The 22,350-nt window shown below is 39.3% G+C and carries 20 protein-coding genes and 1 pseudogene; 17 read left to right on the forward strand and 4 right to left on the reverse strand.

The features are described 5' to 3' along the window. The first annotated feature begins 287 nt into the window (after positions 1–287). The 10 genes from G322_RS0108880 (at position 288) to G322_RS0108925 (ending at position 11,552) form a co-directional block, all read left to right on the forward strand. The gene (locus tag G322_RS0108880; RefSeq protein WP_022941445.1) at positions 288–1,637 is read left to right on the forward strand and encodes a TolC family protein; all 1,350 of its coding nucleotides are present in this window, start codon (positions 288–290) and stop codon (positions 1,635–1,637) included. 10 nt (positions 1,638–1,647) lie between these two features. Then, positions 1,648–2,619, forward strand: coding sequence for an HlyD family secretion protein (locus tag G322_RS0108885; protein WP_022941446.1), 972 nt, complete (start codon positions 1,648–1,650; stop codon positions 2,617–2,619). 7 nt (positions 2,620–2,626) lie between these two features. Further along, complete coding sequence (locus tag G322_RS20300; RefSeq protein ID WP_245542296.1) at positions 2,627–3,748, forward strand: ABC transporter permease; 1,122 nt, start codon at positions 2,627–2,629, stop codon at positions 3,746–3,748. Further along, positions 3,745–4,896, forward strand: a complete 1,152-nt coding sequence (locus G322_RS0108895) for an ABC transporter permease (protein ID WP_022941448.1) — start codon at positions 3,745–3,747, stop codon at positions 4,894–4,896. The genes G322_RS20300 and G322_RS0108895 overlap by 4 nt, the downstream gene beginning before the upstream one ends. Then, complete coding sequence (locus G322_RS0108900; RefSeq protein ID WP_022941449.1) at positions 4,886–5,485, forward strand: 5-formyltetrahydrofolate cyclo-ligase; 600 nt, start codon at positions 4,886–4,888, stop codon at positions 5,483–5,485. The genes G322_RS0108895 and G322_RS0108900 overlap by 11 nt, the downstream gene beginning before the upstream one ends. A 75-nt stretch (positions 5,486–5,560) precedes the next feature. Next, the gene (rpiA, locus tag G322_RS0108905; RefSeq protein ID WP_022941450.1) at positions 5,561–6,217 is read left to right on the forward strand and encodes a ribose-5-phosphate isomerase RpiA; all 657 of its coding nucleotides are present in this window, start codon (positions 5,561–5,563) and stop codon (positions 6,215–6,217) included. 250 nt (positions 6,218–6,467) lie between these two features. After that, complete coding sequence (serA, locus tag G322_RS0108910; protein ID WP_022941451.1) at positions 6,468–7,709, forward strand: phosphoglycerate dehydrogenase; 1,242 nt, start codon at positions 6,468–6,470, stop codon at positions 7,707–7,709. A gap of 255 nt (positions 7,710–7,964) precedes the next feature. Beyond that, complete coding sequence (locus G322_RS0108915; protein ID WP_022941452.1) at positions 7,965–8,744, forward strand: TatD family hydrolase; 780 nt, start codon at positions 7,965–7,967, stop codon at positions 8,742–8,744. A 28-nt stretch (positions 8,745–8,772) separates the two neighbouring features. Further along, on the forward strand, positions 8,773–9,783 hold the full coding sequence (gene hemB / locus G322_RS0108920) for a porphobilinogen synthase (RefSeq protein WP_022941453.1): 1,011 nt from the start codon (positions 8,773–8,775) through the stop codon (positions 9,781–9,783). Positions 9,784–9,956: 173 nt separating this feature from the next. Further along, positions 9,957–11,552, forward strand: coding sequence for an ABC-F family ATPase (locus G322_RS0108925; protein ID WP_022941454.1), 1,596 nt, complete (start codon positions 9,957–9,959; stop codon positions 11,550–11,552). An 83-nt stretch (positions 11,553–11,635) separates the two neighbouring features. Here the strand turns inward: G322_RS0108925 and G322_RS0108930 are convergent, their stop codons facing one another. Beyond that, positions 11,636–12,325 (reverse strand): helix-turn-helix transcriptional regulator, encoded by a 690-nt coding sequence (locus G322_RS0108930; RefSeq protein ID WP_211217140.1) that lies wholly within the window; start codon positions 12,323–12,325, stop codon positions 11,636–11,638. A 214-nt stretch (positions 12,326–12,539) separates the two neighbouring features. Here G322_RS0108930 and G322_RS0108935 point away from each other — a divergent pair, with 214 nt between their 5' ends. From G322_RS0108935 to G322_RS20305, 3 genes are all read left to right on the forward strand, one after another. Next, positions 12,540–13,499 carry a sugar phosphate isomerase/epimerase family protein gene (locus tag G322_RS0108935; RefSeq protein ID WP_022941456.1) on the forward strand — a complete coding sequence of 320 codons (960 nt, stop codon included), beginning with the start codon at positions 12,540–12,542 and terminating at the stop codon, positions 13,497–13,499. Positions 13,500–13,514: 15 nt separating this feature from the next. Next, the gene (locus tag G322_RS0108940; protein ID WP_022941457.1) at positions 13,515–13,892 is read left to right on the forward strand and encodes a Rid family detoxifying hydrolase; all 378 of its coding nucleotides are present in this window, start codon (positions 13,515–13,517) and stop codon (positions 13,890–13,892) included. Positions 13,893–13,971: 79 nt separating this feature from the next. Continuing rightward, on the forward strand, positions 13,972–15,240 hold the full coding sequence (locus tag G322_RS20305) for an MFS transporter (protein WP_022941458.1): 1,269 nt from the start codon (positions 13,972–13,974) through the stop codon (positions 15,238–15,240). A 99-nt stretch (positions 15,241–15,339) separates the two neighbouring features. Here G322_RS20305 and G322_RS0108950 read toward each other — a convergent pair whose 3' ends face one another. Beyond that, on the reverse strand, positions 15,340–16,173 hold the full coding sequence (locus G322_RS0108950; RefSeq protein WP_022941459.1) for a hypothetical protein: 834 nt from the start codon (positions 16,171–16,173) through the stop codon (positions 15,340–15,342). A gap of 371 nt (positions 16,174–16,544) precedes the next feature. On the opposite strand from G322_RS0108950, the pseudogene G322_RS25010 reads away from it, so the two are divergent. From G322_RS25010 to G322_RS0108970, 4 genes and pseudogenes are all read left to right on the forward strand, one after another. Next, a pseudogene (locus tag G322_RS25010) lies at positions 16,545–17,414 on the forward strand (ethylbenzene dehydrogenase-related protein). Positions 17,415–17,472: 58 nt separating this feature from the next. After that, positions 17,473–17,616: a hypothetical protein gene (locus G322_RS23335; RefSeq protein WP_022941460.1), complete on the forward strand. Its 144-nt coding sequence runs from the start codon at positions 17,473–17,475 to the stop codon at positions 17,614–17,616. Positions 17,617–17,857: 241 nt separating this feature from the next. Further along, the gene (locus G322_RS24795; protein WP_425413891.1) at positions 17,858–18,019 is read left to right on the forward strand and encodes a cytochrome c3 family protein; all 162 of its coding nucleotides are present in this window, start codon (positions 17,858–17,860) and stop codon (positions 18,017–18,019) included. Next, a complete protein-coding gene (locus G322_RS0108970; protein ID WP_022941462.1) occupies positions 18,016–18,384 on the forward strand; it encodes a cytochrome c3 family protein in 369 nt (122 codons plus the stop codon). The genes G322_RS24795 and G322_RS0108970 overlap by 4 nt, the downstream gene beginning before the upstream one ends. Here G322_RS0108970 and G322_RS0108975 read toward each other — a convergent pair. Together G322_RS0108975 and clpB are read right to left on the reverse strand one after the other, a co-directional pair. After that, positions 18,379–19,560 (reverse strand): methyltransferase, encoded by a 1,182-nt coding sequence (locus G322_RS0108975; RefSeq protein WP_169337470.1) that lies wholly within the window; start codon positions 19,558–19,560, stop codon positions 18,379–18,381. The genes G322_RS0108970 and G322_RS0108975 overlap by 6 nt on opposite strands. Next, positions 19,550–22,123: an ATP-dependent chaperone ClpB gene (gene clpB / locus G322_RS0108980; protein WP_022941464.1), complete on the reverse strand. Its 2,574-nt coding sequence runs from the start codon at positions 22,121–22,123 to the stop codon at positions 19,550–19,552. The genes G322_RS0108975 and clpB overlap by 11 nt, the downstream gene beginning before the upstream one ends. Positions 22,124–22,350: the final 227 nt, after the last annotated feature.

Here is a 22,350-nt window from a genome sequence, read left to right on the forward strand (position 1 = left end):
TCTCACAAAAAACACACGACAACATTTACCTGTACGACCTTCGGGTTCAAGGTCAAAGTCAAAGTCAAAGTCAACAACGATACCCTTGGGTTACTCATTCTCTGCAATAAAGAATAAGCAAGACTAAAGTTTTACCTCCAGTCCACTCTCACAGTCCATCTTTAAAGCATCATTTTAAGCTAATAACGCATTCTGAATAGATAACCTCGCCAGCCTCAAAAATCAGTTAAATTTCACTTGTTTTTTATTGTATACTAACCTGTGTTTTAATGCTTTTCGAGGTTTAAATGAACGTTTTACGTGCTCTTTTTTATATTTTTTTCTTTGTAAATAGCGCCTATCTGCAAGCGGAGTCTTTCGATTTTAAGCAAGCATGGGCACAGTTTTTAAAAGTCAGTGATCAACTGCAAGCTCAACAACAGGTCATTAAACAAGCACAGGCAAAACATGAATCAGGTAAAGATCTTTACCTTCCTTCTATTAGCTTAAATGGTAGCTATACACACCTTTCTGATCCTCTTGAATTGAATGCCAGTTCTATCCTTGATCCCAGCGGTCTTCCTCCTGCACTGGGTGGTATTATCTCCAGTATTCCTTCATTAGCCCTCACTGAACAAGATATTTTCCGCTCAAGTTTGCAAGCAATGTGGCCTATTTATACAGGCGGAAAAATTTCTGCAGTACAATCGATTCATAGCGCACAAATTGCAGAAAAAGAGCAAGAGTTAGAATTAATTAAACGCAAGCTCTTTATACAACTTGTAGATCGTTATTACGCAGTTTCAGTAACTGAAGAGCTAGCAAAAACACAGTTACAATTATTACAATCACTACAAAAACATGCCTCTCATGCCCAAAAACTAGAGGAACAAGGACAAATAGCCAAAGTAGAACGTCTCAATGCACAAGTTGCTGTAGAAAATGCAAAAATAAAATATAACAGCGCATTACGACAAGCTGAGATGGCAAATATAGCACTGGCTCGTATGTTACATGAGCGTAAACTAGCCACACGTTCAATACTGTTTTTACAAAAAAATATCCCTTCTTTAGCCCTTTTTACCAACGAAACAATGGAAAACCACCCTGCACTGAAACTATTGCATGCAAAAGAGGATCAAGCACAGGGATTGATTGATATGGAGAAAGGAGCGTATCACCCGACTGTTTTTTTATATGGAAATTACACACTGTATGAAGATGATTCACTGTTTTCAGAGATGGAACCAGACTGGTTAGTAGGGGTGGGCATTAAAGTCCCACTACTTAGTCGCAATGGCCGCAGTGGTAAAATAAAATTAGCGAAGAGTGCTCAACTACAAGCCCGCTATACTCGCGCACAAACAGAGCAAGACTTACATCTATTGTTAGAACAAAGCTATCGTCAGCTACAACAGGCGCAAGAAGAGGTTGAATCTCTTGAGGTCTCTTTAAGTCTCGCCCATGAAAATAAAAAACTACGCGATATCGCTTTTCGCCAAGGGTTATCAACTTCAATCGAAAAGGTAGATGCCGAGTTAAAGCTAACAGCGGTCAGTACGCAGCAGCTCGCCGCAAAATACCGCTATATTCAAGCTTATGCTCGTTTAATGAGTACCAGTGGCATGATTAATCAATTTCTTATAAATACATTTTAGGAACCCAACAATGATAAACCGATCACTGAGCGCGGTGGCATTACTTATTTTAATCATTTTTTTAGGCTATGGGTTAATGCTTGCTTACAGCCCTAAAGAGCAAATTTTACAAGGACAAATTGAAGCCACAGAATATAATATCTCTTCTAAAGTCGCCGGCCGCATTGAACAGGTAATGGTTAAACAAGGCGATAATGTCAGCAAAGGAGATCTGCTTTATGCTATTAATAGCCCTGAATTAAATGCCAAATTAATGCAAGCAGAGGGTGGACGAGATGCGGCCAAAGCAATGGTATTAGAAGCCGATAATGGCGCTCGAAAACAACAGATATCAGCCTCTAAAGAACAATGGAAAAAATCAAAAATAGCAGAGAAACTCGCAAATACGACCTATAAACGCATTGATACCTTGTTTCAAGATGGCGTACTCGCAAGGCAAAAACGTGATGAAGCATTTACTCATTGGCAAGTCACAAAATACACAGAACAAGCCGCACTTGCCATGTATCAGATGGCACAAGAGGGTGCACGAGAAGAAACAAAAGCGGCAGCCGCTGGCAATGCACGCATAGCAGAAGGTGCCGTTAATGAGATCAGCGCGATTTTACAAGACAGTCAAATGCGATCTCCTATTGATGCTGAAGTAAGTGAAGTATTGATGCATTCAGGCGAATTAGTACCAAGTGGTTTTCCAGTCGTAAGCCTGATTGATATGAGCAACGCATGGGCGATTTTCCAAGTCAGAGAGGATCAATTAAAACAGTTTAAAAAAGGTAAAAAAATCAATTTAAGTATCCCTGCACTTGATATCAAAACAGAATTTATTGTTACTTATATCTCTGTTATGGGTGATTTTGCAACGTGGCGCGCCACAGAAAGTGGCCACGATTTTGATATGCGAACCTTCCAGGTAGAGCTTCATCCAACACAACAGATACTCGATTTACGGGTAGGAATGTCTGCACTTATGGTCAGCGAATAAAACATTGATGAAGTTATTAAAACGGGAAATTGTCGCTATTCTTGATTCGCCATGGCAATTAGCACTACTTACTTACATCCCCATTATGGGTCTGTTGCTGCTATGGGGATTATTTAGCGCAGGTTTACCACGCGCCCTTCCCGTCGCAGTGGTTGATTTTGACCAAAGCACAATGACACGTTTATTGACGCGTCATCTACAAGCTAACCCATCCGTAAAAGTAATTCATTACACTCACCTTCAAGATGCCAAAAAAGCAATGCAACAAGCAGATGTTTATGCCCTGTTAGTTTTTCCTTATCAGCTTAAGAAAAAATTATTCACCGCACAACAACCTGTTATTGATATTCGCTACAACAGTCAATTTTTATTAGTGGGAAAACTACTTTCAAGCCAACTACAACTCACTTTGGCAAACAGTTTAAAGTCATTAGCCAGCATTAAAGAGCTTGCTCAAGGTACACCAAAACAACAAGTTGCAATTAACCTCAGCCCTGTTAGTAATCAAACTACCGCATTATTTAATCAAAACAATAATTATGTGGCTTTTCTAGTTCCACCTATTTTAATCGCACTATTGCAAATTATTGCAATGTTAGTTTTTGTTAACAGTTTAAGCTTCGAGCTTCAGCGTACCAAAGAGGACAATTGGTATCACCACGGTATTCGCGCTGTTTTATTAACCAAACTGTTTTTTTATAGTGCCTGTATGCTTTTACATGGCACCCTGATCTATACATTTTTATACCTGCACTTAAATTTGCCTATCGCAGGTCCTATCTGGATGTTGATCCTCTCCCTATTGTTGATGATAATTGCGGTGTGGTTAATTGTATTAACCCTCTTTTTCTTCCTAAAAGACAGCACCCGTACAGTGAGTGTTTGTGGGGCTATATTTGCACCCGCTTTTTCTTTTATGGGCATCACATTCCCAAGTAATAATATGCCTGATCTTGCACAAATATGGCGCGCCTTGATGCCCTCAAGTCACTATATTGAACAACATATTGCAACGGTAAATTATGGACAAAACATCACCCAACTACTCTCTCAAATGACAAGTTATAGCGGTTTTTTATTATTATTACTCCCCATTATCTATTTGATTAAAAAAGGGAGAAACGCATGAATTTTTGGCAACTTCTCAAATTAGAATTCACTGCTATTTTTGCCGATAAAGCAATCTTACTAACAGTGTTAGGTGGCGGGCTTCTTTACTCATTTCTTTACCCACTGCCCTACGCACATCAAGTACCAACAGAGCAATTAATTGTCGTGGTAGATCACGATAATTCATCCTTGAGCAGGGCTATAATTCGCCATGCAGATGCCAGTGCAAAAATAAAAATAATTGCCAAAGTAAATTCTATTAAACAAGCAAAAGAGTGGATCACTGACGCCAAAGCCTATGGACTGTTAGTTATCCCACAAAACTTTCGTCGAAATTTAATTCTAGGCAAAGGCGCAACACTAAGTTACGGGGGGGATGCCAGCTATTTTTTAATCTATTCTGCTATTGCACAAGGGCTCATTGAAGTCGGTTTAGATACAAGTAAATCACTACAACGCTTTGCCTTACTCAGCAAAGGTAACGGCAGTAAAAAAACTGATAAGGCACTCAATAGCATTCAACTAAATAGTATTCCAGTATTTAATAGCACTTTAGGTTATACACCTTATATCGTGCCCGGGTTGTTTTTACTCATTTTGCATCAAACACTCTTAATCGCGACAGGCATTTTAGGCGCAGGTCAATGGCATCAAAAAAGCTATTGGTTACAACATAGCTCCATCTCCTTGGTATGCGCTAGAATCTGTGCGTTTTTCTCTATTTATAGTTTACTAAGCAGTTTTTATATTGGTTATTGCTTCTACTTTTATCAGGTTAATACACTGGCAAACATGTCAGAAGTTTTACTATTAATGTTACCTTTTTTATTAGCAACCGTTTGTGCAGGCATTAGCTTAAGCACTCTTTTTCTACATAGAGATCTACCCACTCAAGCTTTATTACTCAGCTCAATGCCCATTTTATTTGTCTGTGGCTTTGTTTGGCCTCTTGCATTAATTCCTGATCCTATTATCTGGTTATCACAAATAGTCCCAGCCGTACCTGCGATTAAAGCGATGCTCATTTTGAATCAGATGGGCGCACCATGGGAAAGCATCATCAATAATTGGTTGCATTTATGGGTGTTATTTGTTCTATTTTTTACCCTTGCTGTTTTTGCAGTCCATCAACGACAAAAGAAAATGAGAGGTGCTAATGTTGATTAAATCAGCCCAGCAGATAAGAAAAGAAATACGACAACTACGTAACAATTTACCGCTATCTACACAGGCGCGAGATGCTCAACAGGTGCTTTTACAATTAATTAGACACCCTAAAGTACAACAAGCAAAAAAAATTGCACTCTCACTTAACTTTGATGGTGAAATTAATACCTTACCTTTTATAAAATGGTGCTGGGAAAACAGTAAACAAGTTTACCTGCCAGTGGTACACCCTTTTAGTAAAGGACATCTGCTGTTTCTGCACTACAGCAAAGACACAGAGATGCTGAAAAACCAGTATGGTATCGCTGAGCCTAAATTAGATCAGCGTTTTATCTGCCCAGTTAAACAGCTCGACCTTATTTTTACGCCACTGGTGGCTTTTGATAAACAGGGTAACCGTATTGGTATGGGCGGAGGTTATTATGATCGCATGCTCGCCCCTTGGTTTATCGAACAAAGTGGCCCCTACCCCATTGGATTAGCGCATGACTGCCAACAGGTAGAACATCTGCCCATCGAACCCTGGGACGTACCACTTCCTGAAATAATTACCCCATCAAAACACTACACGTTCACTACAAAAAATTAACATATTTAATGTACTGATTTAGGTGTAACAGGTTATAATCTTGCCACTTTTAGCGCTCACTTCAGGATACAAACCATGACCCAAGATGATAAGAAAAAAGCAGCAGCTTACGCCGCATTAAAATACGTTGAAAAAGACAGCATTGTTGGTGTGGGTACTGGTTCAACGGTGAATCATTTTATTGATGCGTTGGCCACCATGAAAAACGATATCGAAGGTGCAGTTTCAAGTTCAGAAGTCTCAACAGCAAAACTAAAAGCACTTGGCATTGAGGTATTTGACCTAAATTCAGTTGCCGATCTGAGTGTTTATGTTGATGGTGCAGATGAAATTAATTCATATAATCATATGATTAAAGGTGGCGGTGCGGCATTAACACGCGAAAAAATAGTAGCTGCAGTGGCCACTAAATTTATTTGTATCGTTGATGATACAAAAAATGTAGATATTCTAGGTGACTTCCCGTTACCTGTTGAAGTGATCCCAATGGCACGTAGTTATGTTGCACGTGAATTAGTTAAACTGGGTGGCGACCCTGTTTACCGTGAGGGTGTGTTAACTGATAATGGTAATATCATCTTAGACGTACATAATATGAAAATTGCAGAGCCACTTAAACTTGAAACAGCGATCAATGCCATTGTGGGTGTTGTTACTAACGGACTGTTTGCCAATCGTGCGGCGGATGTTGTTTTAGTTGGATCTGCTGATGGTGTTAAAACACTTAAGTAACCCCCCTTGACGATATAAATGCCAACCTAAGTGATAAAACATAGGTTGGCATGTTAGCCATCACATCTGATAACACCGCCGATTTAGATCAATAAATTATTAATAGTACCAATTATTTATATGTGAATAACATCACATAAGTTCACAATTGCCACTATCTTTGCTATTTTAGACTCACTAAAATTTTTCATTCCACTTTTATACTATTGTTTGCCATTTACTCTGCAACTCAGGGATCAAGGAACCAGAAATGACTAAATCTTCACTCAGCCTTTCACTTCACAAAGATAAAATAAAAATTCTTCTATTAGAAGGGTTACACCAAAGCTCTGTTGATACTTTTACACAGTCGGGTTACACCAACATTGAAAGCATCAAAACCTCACTAAGCGAAGAAGATCTGATAGCGAAGATTAAAGATGTTCATTTTGTCGGTATCCGTAGTCGTTCAAACCTTAATGCAAAAGTATTAGCAGCTGCTGACAAATTAGTGGCTATCGGTTGTTTCTGTATTGGAACGAACCAAGTTGATTTAGACGTGGCACAAGCAAAAGGGGTGGCGGTATTTAACGCACCTTTCTCAAATACACGTAGTGTTGCTGAACTGGTTTTAGGCCAAGCGCTATTATTACTGCGTGGCGTACCAGAGCGTAATGCAAAAGCACATCGCGGTGAGTGGGATAAATCAGCAACGGGTTCATACGAAGCACGTGGTAAAAACTTAGGTATTATCGGTTACGGTCATATTGGCACACAGTTTGGTATTTTAGCGGAGGGTTTAGGTTTCCGTGTTTCTTTCTACGATGTAGAAAATAAATTAGCACTAGGTAATGCAGTACAAATTGCTTCAATGCAAGAGCTATTAGCACAATCTGATGTGGTTAGCTTGCACGTACCAGAGCTGGCTTCAACCAAAGATATGATGGGGGCTAAAGAGTTTGCGCAGATGAAAGATGGCGCTATCTTTATGAATGCTGCACGCGGTACAGTGGTTGATATTGATGCACTTTGCGCTGCATTAGAAAGCAAAAAACTTTCAGGCGCTGCCGTTGATGTTTTCCCAACAGAGCCTAAATCAAACAAAGAAGTTTTTGATTCTCCTCTGCGTAAATTTGATAACGTGATTTTAACCCCTCACGTAGGCGGTAGCACACAAGAAGCACAGGAAAATATAGGTTATGAAGTAGCGGGTAAACTGGTTAAATATTCAGATAACGGTTCAACACTGTCATCTAAAAACTTCCCTGAGGTTTCGCTACCAACACATGTGAATGCAAGTCGTTTATTGCATATTCATCATAACCAACCGGGTATCTTAACAAAAATCAACTTAGCGTTTGCTGAAGCGAACATCAACATTGCAGCACAATACCTACAAACCAATGAAAATATCGGTTATGTAGTGATTGATGTCAACAGTGAAGATGCAGATACAGCACTGCTTAAATTAAAAGCGATTGAAGGTACTATTCGCGCACGTTTATTAAACTAAGGATCGGCTTCAAAATTACTTGATCTTTTTTTTCAAAATAACCCGTTAGTTAAGGTTTTTTGGAAATAATTTAGAACAAGTTATTCTGTAACGATTCCTAAGTTTTAAAACGTGAAGTATGAAGGGTAAATAGTTTAGCTATTTACCCTTTTTTTATGGAAGTGAAACGTTAGTTTCGCCTTTATTCTTGCCGTAGCTAATCCTAATAATCAATGGCCTTACTGCTATGCATAACCTCTCATCACAGGTAATTATATGATCGATATTGGCATCAACCTCACCAATAAACGTTTTGATAAAGACTTAAAACAAGTTATCGAAAATGCTAAATTAGCAGGTGTAAATAAGTTAATCGTCACAGGCACTTCGCTTGACGAAAGCCAACAAGCGCTTGAACTTTGTTTACAATATCCTGATATGCTTTATTGCACCGCGGGCATTCATCCACATGATGCTAAAACATTTAATAAAAACAGTCTTGATGTGCTGCGACAATTAGCAACGAGCAAGCCGGTGAAAGCCATTGGAGAGTGTGGACTCGATTTTAATCGCAATTTTTCAACGCCAAGCGAACAAGAGTTTGCATTTGTACAACAGTTGGAACTTGCTGTGCAGTTACAACTTCCTGTTTTCATGCATGAGCGCGATGCCAACAGTCGTTTTATTGAATTGTTAAAACCCTATATTCAACAACTTCCTAACGCCGTTTTACACTGCTTTACAGGATCTAAAAGTGATTTAGAAAGCTGTTTAGCGTTGGATTTACATATTGGTATTACCGGTTGGATTTGTGATGAACGACGTGGCACAGCGTTACTTGAACTGGTAAAAATCATCCCAAAAGATCGTTTGATGATTGAAACAGATTCCCCCTACTTATTACCTCGTTCAATGCGCCCCAAACCTAAATCAAGTCGTAACGAGCCTAAGTATCTGCCCTATATTGCACAAACAATTGCACATGCGCGCGGTGAGTCACTGAAACAGTTGGTGCAACAAACCGAGCAAAACAGTAAACTCTTTTTTAACATTTAATCACCCTTCAATAGCTATAGGAATCATCATGACTACTGCACAAAGCTTTCCTGCTCGCCGTTTACGTCGCTTACGTAAACACAGTTTCTCGCGTCGCCTTGTCGCTGAAAATCAACTATCAGTCAACGACCTCATCTATCCTATGTTTGTCATCGAGGGAACAAATCGTCGTGAAACGATCTCATCAATGCCCGGTATTGAACGTCTTTCATTAGACCTTTTAGTGGCAGAATGTATTGAACTTGAAGCACTTGGCATTCCCGCTATCGCACTATTTCCTGTTACGCCTGACGAGATAAAAACAGAGATGGCAGAGGAAGCTTACAATCCTGAGGGGCTTGCACAACGTGCGGTGATGCACATTAAAGAGGCTTGTCCTCATTTAGGGGTGATCACCGATGTGGCACTCGACCCATTCACCACACATGGTCAAGATGGCATTATTGATGATGAGGGTTATGTTTTAAACGATATTACCACGGAGATATTAGTGAAACAGGCGCTTTCACACGCACAAGCAGGCGCTGATATTGTTGCTCCATCAGATATGATGGATGGTCGCATTGGCGCAATACGCGCTGCCTTAGAAAACGCAGGTTATATCAATACACAGATCATGGCTTACAGTGCAAAATATGCCTCTAGCTATTATGGCCCTTTTCGTGATGCGGTCGGTAGTGCAAGCAACCTCAAAGGCGCTAATAAATCAACCTATCAGATGGATCCTGCCAACAGTGATGAAGCGATTCATGAAGCAGCCCTCGATATTGCCGAGGGTGCAGACATGGTGATGGTAAAACCAGGAATGCCTTATCTTGATATTGTCCGCCGCGTAAAAACAGAACTACAAGTACCCACATTTGCTTATCAAGTGAGTGGTGAATATGCGATGCACAAAGCCGCTATTGATAACGGCTGGCTCAAAGAGAAAGAGTGTGTCATGGAATCACTCTTATGTTTTAAACGTGCTGGTGCAGATGGGATATTGACCTACTTTGCTAAGCAGGTGGCAATTTGGTTAAAAGAGGATCAAATTTAGCCACCCTTCTACAACGATCAGGTTAATAAACATGTCATCTAAAAAAGGTGACATGAATGCCAATTTACAAACTTCATTCCCACCGTGATTTAAATCACCTTTGCTCTATAAATAATCAATTGCCTCTGTATAATAGCGCCACTTTTATTATTCACGCTATTAGGAAGATTATCTTGCTGAGTACAAACAACATCACCATGCAGTTTGGTGCAAAACCACTTTTTGAAAACATCTCTGTTAAATTTGGTACGGGTAACCGTTATGGTTTAATCGGTGCAAATGGCTGTGGTAAATCAACCTTCATGAAGATCTTAACCGGTGATCTTGAGCCAAGTGCAGGGAATGTCACAAGAGATCCTAATGAACGTATCGCAAAACTTCACCAAGACCAGTTCGCTTTTGAAGCGTTCTCAGTGCTCGATACAGTGCTAATGGGTCACAAAGAGATGTGGGCGCTAATGAATGAGCGTAACCGTATTTACTCACTACCTGAAATGACCGAAGCTGAAGGCATGCAAGTTGGCGAGCTTGAAAGTGAATTTGCAGAGATGGACGGTTACACTGCCGATTCGCGTGCGGGAGAGATTTTACTGAGCGTGGGTATTCCACTTAATCTACACAACGGTTTAATGTCTGAAGTGGCGCCGGGTTGGAAACTGCGTGTATTACTGGCACAGGTTCTTTTCTCAAATCCAGATATCATGTTACTCGATGAGCCAACCAATAACTTGGATATCGATACTATTCGTTGGTTAGAAGCAGAATTAAAAGCGCGCCAATGTACCATGGTTATTATTTCCCATGATCGCCATTTCTTAAACTCTGTTTGTACTCATATGGCTGATATCGATTACGGTGAGTTACGTCTTTTCCCGGGTAACTACGATGAGTACATGACAGCAGCATTGCAAACGCGTGAGCGCCTACTGAGTGAAAATGCTAAGAAAAAAGCACAGTTATCTGAGTTACAAGAATTTGTAAGTCGTTTCTCGGCAAACGCATCAAAAGCAAAACAAGCAACATCTCGCGCTAAGCAGATGGATAAAATCCAGCTTGCAGAGGTTAAAGCCTCTAGTCGTGTTAACCCTTACATCGTATTCAAGCAAGAGAAAAAACTGTTCCGTAACGCATTAGAGATGATTGGCGTGAGCAAAAGCTTTGATAAACCACTTTTCCAAGATCTTAGCTTAATGGTTGAAGTAGGCGAACGTATCGCCATTATCGGCCAAAATGGCGTCGGTAAAACAACCCTGCTACGCACTTTAATGGGGCAAATTGAAGCTGATTCCGGTGAGTTTAAGTGGTCTGAAAATGCCAACTTAGGTTACTACGCACAGGATCACGCTTACGCATTTGAGAAAGATCAAACCTTAATGGATTGGATGGCACAATGGATGAAACCGGGTGACGATGAACAGTCTGTACGTGGCACATTAGGTCGTTTATTGTTTGGCTCTAACGATATTGGTAAGTCAGTTAAAATCATTTCTGGTGGTGAACAAGGCCGTATGTTATTTGGTAAGCTGATGATGGATGCGCCAAATATTCTATTAATGGATGAGCCAACCAATCACTTAGATATGGAATCGATTGAGTCATTAAACTTGGCACTTGAAAACTACGAAGGTACGCTACTGTTTGTTTCTCACGATCGTGAATTTGTATCATCACTAGCAACACGTATCATTGAGATCAAAGAAGATAGCGTGGTTGATTTCCGTGGTACTTACGCTGAATATTTAGCAAGCCAAGGTGTTGTAGAGGTTTAATCTCTCCTTCTTAAATAATATATAAAAAAGGGCTTACGCCCTTTTTTTACATTCACATTTACCCACAATTAAACAAGTCTCTTTTAAACACTATTTTTCTCTACTTTCAATTTTATGCTCTTATTCAACGCCCTCAAATGCTTATAAATAGTCGCAGAACTTATACCGAGATCCTGACTCACAATCTTATTGGTAATCGGTAGCTCAAATAGGCCCAACTCATTTAGCTGACGAATAATTTCCTGAACCTTATTTTTACTTGGAATTTCATTATTATTATAAACTTGATTTCTGATCGGTTCGAGATGCGTTAAAACCAAATTATTTACATCCTGAGAGAAATTTTCCTGTTTATTATTATTGGGCTCATAAAAATTTTTCACTAGACTATGTAAAGAGATATCGAGTGAATAATTCATACAAATCATACCGATAGGAATATTTTCATCATTAGTTATCAAGGTTGATGACGATTTGAAAGGTTTATTATCTTTACTCGAATTAGAAAAATAAACAGCCCATTTTTCCTTATTTCTTTTAAATTCAGACAATTTTTCAAGTGCAATATTAGTCACTGGAGCACCTATTTTTCGCCCGGTAATATGGCCGTTTACAATATGAATTACCGAAGCATGAAGTGCCTCAAAACTGTGCAGAACAATTTCACAACTCTCTCCAAACAATGCCCCTAAAGATTCAATAAAAGGTATTTGTGAACGAAGAATGACCCTATCTTGCTCTATAAATGTATACGTTGAAATACTTTCCATCATGCTTTCCTTTTTTAGTCTTCGTAATATCTAAACTGTACCTTAAAAGGTATTAAAATTAAATTATAGGCCACAAATAAAACCCAAAGTTAACTATTTTTTTATATAGTAAACTTAAATTAAACCCAAAGCCTTTTTTGTGGACTATATCACAATATTGTTTTATTTGGTTGGCTATAGTGGCGACTCAAAATTATTAGCAATGATGGAGTTAATCATGAAATTAGGTTTAGAGACTGAGTGTTATCATTTGCTGTTTCAGCATAAAAGAATGGATATTTTTGATTTTATTGAACAAACCGCACGTCTTGGGTTGGATGGGGTAGAGATAAATATTATACCCGATTATAACCTTCATCCCGAATTTGGTGTCCTAGACAGCGATGATCCTATTTACCTCGCACGTATAAAAGAAGCAATTCAATCACGTAATTTGTATTGTGAGTTGGATACTAAAGGCACAGATAAAGTCTCTTTAACAAAAGCAATTGAGTTCGCGGTAGCCATTGGTGCCGATGTTATTCGAACTTATATACCCGTCGATCAGTTTGATCCAAAAAATATGCAACCAACGATTGATGGCATAAAACAAATTATTCCTTTACTCAAAAAGTACAGAATAAAACTTGCGCTTGAGAATCATGAGCTTGAGACATCCGATGATATTATTCACGTCGTTAAAGCGGTCGATTCACTGTGGTTTGGTGCTCATTATGATTGTGGTAATAGCATGATGGTTTGGGAAGATCCTGTTGAAGCTGCAAAAAAAATGGCCCCTTATACTTATTGTACCCATTTTAAAGATCACATTGTGACCAAACATAATGACGAACTTGTTATCTGTGGCGTTCCTATTGGCGAAGGCTCAATTGATATTGATGAATGCTTTCGAATTCTGGTTGAAAATGCACCTATTACGCGTATCAACATTGAATCTTGCCATCCATATTGCGCACGATTCACTCGTGAAAGAGGCGCAGGTGGAGTCTTTGAATTAAACGGAGCATTTGAGCTCAAAAAGCCCCTTTTTGATCCTGAACTCATCAAACCCATGGAATACTACCACCCCCATAATATTTCTCAGCAAGCAGTTGACCTGCTTATTGATGCACAAATTGAAGGTGTTAAACGTTCTGTGGCTTTCATGAAAAAAATTCGTAATAAATACTGTCAATAAATAAAAGAGAAAAAAATGATTATTAATACTAAAAAAGCACCACAAGCCATTGGTCCATACTCACAAGCGGTTGTTTGTGGAGATCTGTTATTTATATCAGGATGTTGTCCATTCTTACCCGCAGATGGATCAATCCCTTTTGATAGCATCGCAGAACAGTCAAAACTCGCACTGAATAATCTGCAAGCCATTGTGGAAGCAGCGGGTGCCGACATGAGCAAAGTAGTTAAAACAACTTGTTTTATTAGTGATATGAACAATTTTTCTGAATTCAATGAAATTTACACCTCTTATTTCGTTGAAGGAAGCTTCCCCGCTCGCTCTTGTGTCGAGGTAGCACGCTTACCTAAAGACGTACTCATCGAAGTTGAAGCGATTGTAAATTTAAAATAAGCATAAAATTGTAACGGCTCTATTTTTATACTGAGCCATTACAATTTTTTACTTTAGTAAAATAAATGGAGTTTATTATATGTTAATGAATAAATGGGTACGTCTATGTTTCCTTATTTTTGGTGCTGGTACAATTTTCAAATTGTCCAGCATGAAAGATGTCTTCTATGTTCCCATGCAAGAAGATTGGGGCCTAAGTAATACACAAATAGGCTTAGGGTTTACCGCTTATGCCGTCATTCAAACAGCAGGATTATTTCTTGCGCTGTATATTGCCGATCGTTATTCCAAGAAAATATTACTGCCAGTAGGACTGATTGGTGTTGGTCTTTGTGGCGCTTATTTATCCACACTACCTCCTTTCACAGGCTACCTGATTGCCTTTGGTGGCATGGCATTCTTTGGTGAAGTTATATATTGGCCAGTATTGCTAAAAGCAGTACGCTTATTAGGTAACAAACAAGAGCAAGGTAGAATGTTTGGATTTCTTGAAGCTGGACGAGGTGTCGTCGATGTACTCATCGCTTCTGGTGCACTGTTTGTTTTTGTACAATTTGGTGAAGGCAAAGATGGTATGCAAGCCGGTTTGATTTACTATACTTTAGTCACCCTCGCTGCAGGTATTATCTCTTATTTCATCATTGATAATGACGATGAACTGCATACTAAAGATTCAGCAGAAGCCAATAAGCAAGTATTACAAGGCATTAAGACCGTCATTAAATGCCCTAATTTATGGCTCGCTTCATTTGTTATCTTCTTTGTTTACGCGGCATACTGTGGACTCACTTACTTCATCCCATTCTTAAAAGATATCTATGCACTTCCAGTTGCATTAATTGGTGCTTACGGAATTGTCAATCAATATGGTTTGAAAATGGTAGGTGGACCTATCGGTGGTTTCCTTGCGGATAAAGTCGCTAAATCTGCGACGGTTTACCTGAAATGGACATTCTTAGTATCAGCAATCGCAATGATAGCCTTTATTCAACTGCCACATGAAACCATGAACGTATACGTTGGCATGGCGGCAACATTAGGTTTTGGTGCAATCATCTTCTCACAACGCGCTGTATTTTTTGCACCAATGGATGAAATTGGTACAGATCGTCAGTATGCAGGCTCAGCGATGGCTTTCGGTTGTATCATCGGTTACATGCCCGCAATGTTTGCGTACACGCTTTATGGCTACCTATTAGATACCTTTCCTGGTATTCAGGGATTCAACTATGTATTTAGCCTAATGGTGGTATTTAGTCTATGTGGTTTTGCTTGTGCATCCATTCTTACCTCTCGCCTAAAGAAGCAAAAAACACAAAAAGCAGATGTTGAATTAATGAATGGTTAATAACAACTTGCTATGAAACATTACACTTTCTCAAGGGCCAACTATGGCCCTTTTTTTATTGCTAAAGACACCCTATAAAAACAGTAAGAACGGCCATTATTACACACTATCATCCTGCGCTTTCGACAGATGAAAATATTGTAAATCATCACCCCACAATTGCAAAAACTTACGTTTTTTATCTTTACTCTCAATGCATTTTGCAAACATGATAAAGCCAGCTCCTTCTACATCACATTGCTCTTGCACCTTAAAATAACTTAAAAAAAGATCTCGATAGCGACCTATTGGAATAGCAACACTCCTCTCTTCAGCAGGGTTTAACCAGTTTAATGTTTTATCGATAGTCGCAATGGTGCCCCAATACATTCTTGGTGCGCCATTGTCGGTTGGTTTTGCATCGTTAACATTCACAAATAGATTCTTCGCGCGCCATTTATGTTTTTCACTGGTGTAGATCCACAGATCTGAACTGGCTAATGAACTACCCCGTAATAAGCTCACTAATAATTTTTTAAGCGTCTGTTTATTAACACTGACTTTACTCTCTTTTTTAACGCTCTCTTTTGGCGCTTGTACCTCGCTTGGCGGTGCGCTTTTTTTTGAGCTTTCTCTTACGATAGGCGCGCTGAAATCGATCAGTAACTCATCAACCTCAAGTATCAACGTTTCAACTTCTGCAACCTGCTTTTGCTCCTCCGTTTTACGCGGGGAAGGGGCAAACTCTGCACAATCGACCTTATGATAACGACTGCCAAAACAAGCTTGTTTGCCATCAATAGAATCGCGACGAAAATAAGCTTTCCCCCCGCAAGCGGGACAAGTTAAATGGTAGCGATATTTTTCAATATGAGCATCGCTTAGATTTTTAAATTCAAAAACAGAAAAAAACTTCACGGAATTATCTTTATAACAATATAGGGCATCGAACATAATTTAATTCACCTTCTTAAAAGTACCCATAATGAGGTACAGTGATGGATCGCAACATCTATACTTAATCTCAAAGAAGGGAGTTAAAGCTAACTTCTTGATTTAGATCATTACCCTTTTGACTCACAGGGCACTATGTTAATAGTAGCTTTATTAGTGATTCACCTTTAACTATAAATTGTTACAGAAAAAGGAAATAGTGTCATGAAAAAAACAGATCTACTCATTATAAGCTCAACCCTTGCTTTTTCACTTCTCCCCATTACAACGCTACAGGCGAAAAACACTACATTAGAAAGTATCAAAGCACCATCAGCGATTACAATTGATGGTGTGCAGAATCAGTGTGGGAAAAAGCCCCGAGTGTCAAAGTGAAGCTCAAAAAGCTACCTTATAAACCCAACAATGGTTATGAAGGCATTAAAAAAACAACCGTCATGATGCAGTCACTTTACGATGATGAATATGTCTACTTCTTGATTATTTATAAAGATCCAACCCATAGTTTAAATTGTTTCCCTTGGGAAAAACAGAGTGATGGTAACAAGTAACAAAGACGATACAGGCCACGATAATACCTACTATGAAGACAAATTTGCCATTCTTTGGGATATTAATAGCGATGGTTTTGCTGAAAAGGATGTAATGTCGCCTGTCACCGTGCCGATGATGGAAAAGTGAACGGTACAAAATCAAAATCTCCAGCACGTAAATATACGAAACCAGGCCAAACCATTGATATGTGGCACTGGAAAGGAGTTCGTACTAACGCTAATAGACAAATTGATGATCAATATATCGACAGCAATACCGATCCTAAGAAAAACAAAGGTTGGGGGCGTAAAGGCGATCATAAAACAGGTGGAGGTTACGTTAATAATGTAGAGAACAAGCAACCTAAGTTTGTTTCAGCATCACTAACTAATGACTCAGCCGTTATTTTTGACTCTGAAAAACAACCATTTACAACAGATTATAATAAAACCACCCGTATTCCAGGCATTATCACCCAGCCCTTTACAGGCTCTCGTGGAGATATCGCGACAGTAGGGGTTTGGAAAGAGAGAGTTTGGACGCTCGAGATTAAACGTAAGTTAGTAACAACAGGGAAATATGCACAAATCCAAGATGTACAATTCGATGATATGGGTAAAACCTATCCCTTTGGCATTGCGGTATTTGATAACTCACAAATCAACCATATCTACCACCGAGGTGTATTAAACCTTACTTTTAAATAATGCTGTAACTGCCTGAGTACAACTATTTTCCTGTACTCAGGCTATTAATAGAGCTCTTATGAGACAACTATCCATTCTGTTTTTTTATCTTATATTGCTCAGTGCTTGCTCGCCTGTTCCAAAAGAGGCGGGTAACCTCCCCCCTGAACCCAGTAAAAGTTTTGCTTCACAAATTAATAATGAACAGCATAAACAAAATTAAATAAAAGAGAATAAACGCTGTATCCGATGCCACCAGATACCACGAAAGATTAAAAAAATTGCAGCGATGCCAATGTTAGGCATACATAAAAGCGAAGATTTTTTTGATAACTGTACAGCCTGCCATGGCGCCAAAGGTGAACATCCTAAAGAAGATGATACGATCATCAACCTATCCCAACACTCTAAGACAGTATTAGAAAAAAAATAGCCAGTGTTTATCGTGCCATAGCCCACTGCAACTGCGCCAAGCAGAGTGGACACATGATGTACACTACCCAAAAATCAACTGTGCATCTTGTCACCAATTACACCAAGAAGTTGATGTAATTAAAAATATCCCAACCAAAAAACGCATTCAATTTTGTGTAGATTGCCACCAACCAGGTAGGGAGATAAGATGAAATCTTTATTATTATTTATGAGTCTATTTTTTTCCATAATGATTAGCGCAGAGGAGCTACCCAGCCCAGATGATGATAATTTAGCAAATCTACACTTAAAAGATCAGCAATGTGCGCAAGGTTGCCATGCGAAAGAGGGGCCATCGGAGGAGTTGGAGTTTAAGAATAATAGCTGTATAGAGTGTCACGATCAATTTGGTTATTTAGCCAAAGCACATAACCTTAAGCATCAAGAGGAGGAGATACTCTGCTTAGAATGCCACCTACCACATGAAGAGGAAAAACCAGCGGAGTTATGTGCCGATTGCCATGAAGCGGATCATGACGCTTTTAATGATAACTTTCTCTATAAGAAAAAACTATAACTGCGCTTCTATCAACAAATTACGGGGGGTTATTTGGCTTGCACAAAAGGTGGAAAGTTTGACCTGATAACCCGACTCTTGCAGTGCTAGCACTCTGTCATAAACTAACCATAACTCTAATGGACGCACAAAAAACTGGCTGATTAACTCCATACGACGCACTTTTTTAAGACGACTTTCAGCCAACACTAAAAAAGGCTGTAGCATCTCTGGCAGGGTAAAGGTTAATGATTTTTTGTGCATCGCCCATAAAACAAAGGCTTTAAACTCCCCCGTCAGTAACTTTTTAGGAAAACTGGGCAATGGACAATAGCGCTCTGTCTGTAAACAGTACTTCTGACATTCATCAAACGCTAAACGCCACAATACTTCTGTTTCACTTAAACGAGATTGCCTTTTCCCTGTGGTGATCTGTTTACTCACGGCTAATTTTAAGATCTGTTTACTGAGTATTAATGAAGATTTTTTGGCCAACAAAGAACAAGGCTGATAAATAGATTGCTCAGTAAGATGATAACAACATGGGCTAATAGTGAGTTGTTGAGGTTTTTTCTGTTTGGCAAGTTTTATAAGATGCAGATGTAAGTCACCACAGGCGTGCAGCGAAATCACATGACTCCCCGTATTAATACAGCTATCAGCTTGCCCTTTTAGTACATCGGCCTGTTTGAATATTTGCTGAACTTGCTGTTTTTTTGCTTGTGATTCACCAACATCACACAGTGTTTGTTGCCACTCAATCGATAATACGGGTAGTTTTTTTTGCCAACTAATTAATCGACCTAAATGTCCTTTTCCTGCACACCATTCAATGATATTGAGATCAGATTCCACTTGATCGGCAAAGGCGCTAATTTGTGACCACTTACGTCCTTTAATACCTGTACTTAACCAAAATGGGAGATCCTCTGTTATTGAAGTGAGTTTATTAACCGTAAATAGATCATCTGTTAACGGACGCAATGACTTAATAAAGGGGTATAAGAATGGCGTCAGTTGATCAGGAAATTGCTGATAATGTTGCAATTCCTGCTCTGAAAGATTATCTAAAAAATCACTCAGAGCAGGGTTTGTCTCATGCCACGGATAGTCTTTATAATGGAATGCTTCAAATAACCAATACACTGTTAACGCAGTTAAATATTCATCTAACTGCGCAAAGGTTTTATTGTACAAACTCAATTTTCCCATCAATCACATCAACCAATATTTTTTTACCTTTGACTAATTTTTCAGAGAGGATCTGCTCTGCTAATTGGTTTTCTAATAATTTTTGTATCGCACGTTTCAGTGGTCTGGCTCCATAAACAGGATCGTAACCCGCATTCACTAACAACTCGATAGATTGGTCATTAAAAGTGAGTAGGTAATCTCGTTCCTTAAGACGTTTCTGTAATCTATGTAGTTGAATAGTGGCGATCGATTTAATATGTTTCAGCCTTAATGGGTGGAAAACAACGGTTTCATCAATGCGGTTTAAAAATTCAGGTTTAAATTGATCGTGTAATACATTAAGCAGTTGCTTTTTTATCTCATCGTAACTCACCGTATCAAACTGTTCTTGGATAAGATCTGATCCGATATTGGAGGTCATGATGATCACGGTATTACGAAAATCAACGGTGCGTCCTTGTCCATCGGTCAAACGTCCATCATCCAGCACTTGCAGTAAAATATTAAACACATCTGGGTGTGCTTTTTCTATCTCATCCAAAAGGATAACCGAGTAGGGTTTACGACGCACAGCTTCCGTCAGATATCCACCCTCTTCATAACCCACATAACCCGGAGGAGCGCCCACTAAACGTGCCACGGAATGCTTTTCCATGAACTCCGACATATCAATGCGTACCATATTATCTTCACTATCAAACAGGAAGTGAGCTAATGCTTTACAGGATTCTGTTTTCCCTACACCAGTTGGCCCTAAAAATAGAAATGAACCAATTGGACGGTCGGGATCACTGAGCCCTGCACGACTACGACGAATGGCATTCGAAACAGCATTAATTGCTTCATTTTGACCGATCACACGACTGTGTAAGTGCTTCTCCATTTTTAGCAATTTATCACGCTCACCTTCGAGCATTTTATCCACCGGAATACCTGTCCAGCGCGCTAATATATCGGCAATTTCATGTTCAGTAACACAATGCTTGAGCAGCGTCATCTCTTGCATCTCAGCTTGCGTGGCTAAATCGAGTTGCTTTTCAAGATCAGGGATTTTGCCATATTGCAATTCTGACATACGTGTTAAGTCTGATGCACGACTAGCAACTTCTAAGTCTAAACGTGTTTGCTCTAACGCTTTTTTAATGTTTTGCGTACCTGAAAGCGCTGCTTTTTCCGCTTTCCAAATTTCATCTAATATTTTGTATTCTTTACCTTTCTTTTTTAATGATTTTTCAAGATCGCGTAGACGTTTAACACTCGCTTCATCACTCTCATTTTTTAGTGCCTTTTGTTCAACCGTCAGTTGAATAATTTTACGCCCCAGTTTATCTAAACTTTCTGGTTTAGAGTCCATCTGCAAACGAATACTAGAAGCGGCTTCATCCATCAAATCAATCGCTTTATCGGGTAGCTGTCTATCTGAGATATAGCGATGTGAAAGTGTGGCTGCAGCGACAAGTGCAGGATCGGTGATTTCCACTTTATGATGTAACTCGTAACGCTCTTTTAAGCCACGTAAAATCGCAATGGTATCTTCAACACTCGGCTCATCAACCTGTACCTTTTGAAAACGACGTTCAAGGGCTGCATCTTTCTCTATATATTGACGGTACTCATCAAGGGTAGTTGCACCCACACAGTGTAATTCACCACGTGCCAATGCAGGTTTTAACATATTGCTGGCATCCATTGCGCCAGACGTTTGACCTGCACCCACCATAGTATGTAACTCATCGATAAACAGGATAACTTTACCCTCTTCTTTCGCGAGTTCAGAAAGAACTGATTTTAAGCGCTCTTCAAACTCACCTCTATATTTCGCACCCGCAATGAGAGATCCCATATCCAGTGATAACACCCGTTTATTTTTAAGCCCTTCGGGGACTTCACCATTAATAATACGTTGTGCGAGCCCCTCTACAATGGCGGTTTTACCCACACCCGGCTCACCAATGATGACGGGGTTATTTTTAGTACGGCGTTGTAGTACCTGAATCATGCGCCGTACTTCATCATCACGACCAATCACAGGATCAAGCTTACCTTGCTCGGCACGCTCAGTAAGATCAATGGTAAATTTAGCTAAGGCTTGCCCTTGGCCATCACTGTTTTGGTCATCCACATTTTGACCATCACGAATTTTATGAATCGATTTATTTACTTTCTCTTTGCTTAAACCCAGCCCTGTTAAGATTTTCCCTAACGCGCCTTTATCCTCACAGGCAGCTAATAAAAACAATTCTGAAGAGATAAATTTATCTTTATTTTTTTGTGCAAATTTATCACAAAGGTTAAATAGAACACCAAGTTGTGCAGAAAGTTGGATATCACCACCGATACCAGAGACAGAGGCAATACGATCCAGATCAGCAGAAAGCTGAGAGCGTAGTTGATTAAGATCAATCTCAAGATCCGCTAAAATAGGACGAATGGAGCCTCCATCTTGATTGAGCAGTGCCAACATAAGATGTGTTGCTTCAATATATTGATGGTCACGCCCTAGTGCTAAAGATTGCGCATCGGAAATGGCTAATTGAAATTTACTGGTGAGTTTATCTAAACGCATAATTGCCTCCTTGATAAAGTTAAGATGGAGGCTAAATGGGTAAATTTCAAGGCTAAAGGTTAAATTTTTGGCTAAGGATTGGCTTCAACATTACTTGCGCTTTTGTTTTTAAAATAGCCAGTCACTTAAGGCTTTTTGGAAACAATTAAGGATCGGCTTCAAAATTACTTGCGCTTTTGTTTTAAAAACAACCAGTCATTTCAGGTTTTTTGGAAACAATTAAGGAT

The sequence above is a fragment of the Psychromonas hadalis ATCC BAA-638 genome (assembly GCF_000420245.1).
GTDB lineage: Bacteria > Pseudomonadota > Gammaproteobacteria > Enterobacterales > Psychromonadaceae > Psychromonas > Psychromonas hadalis.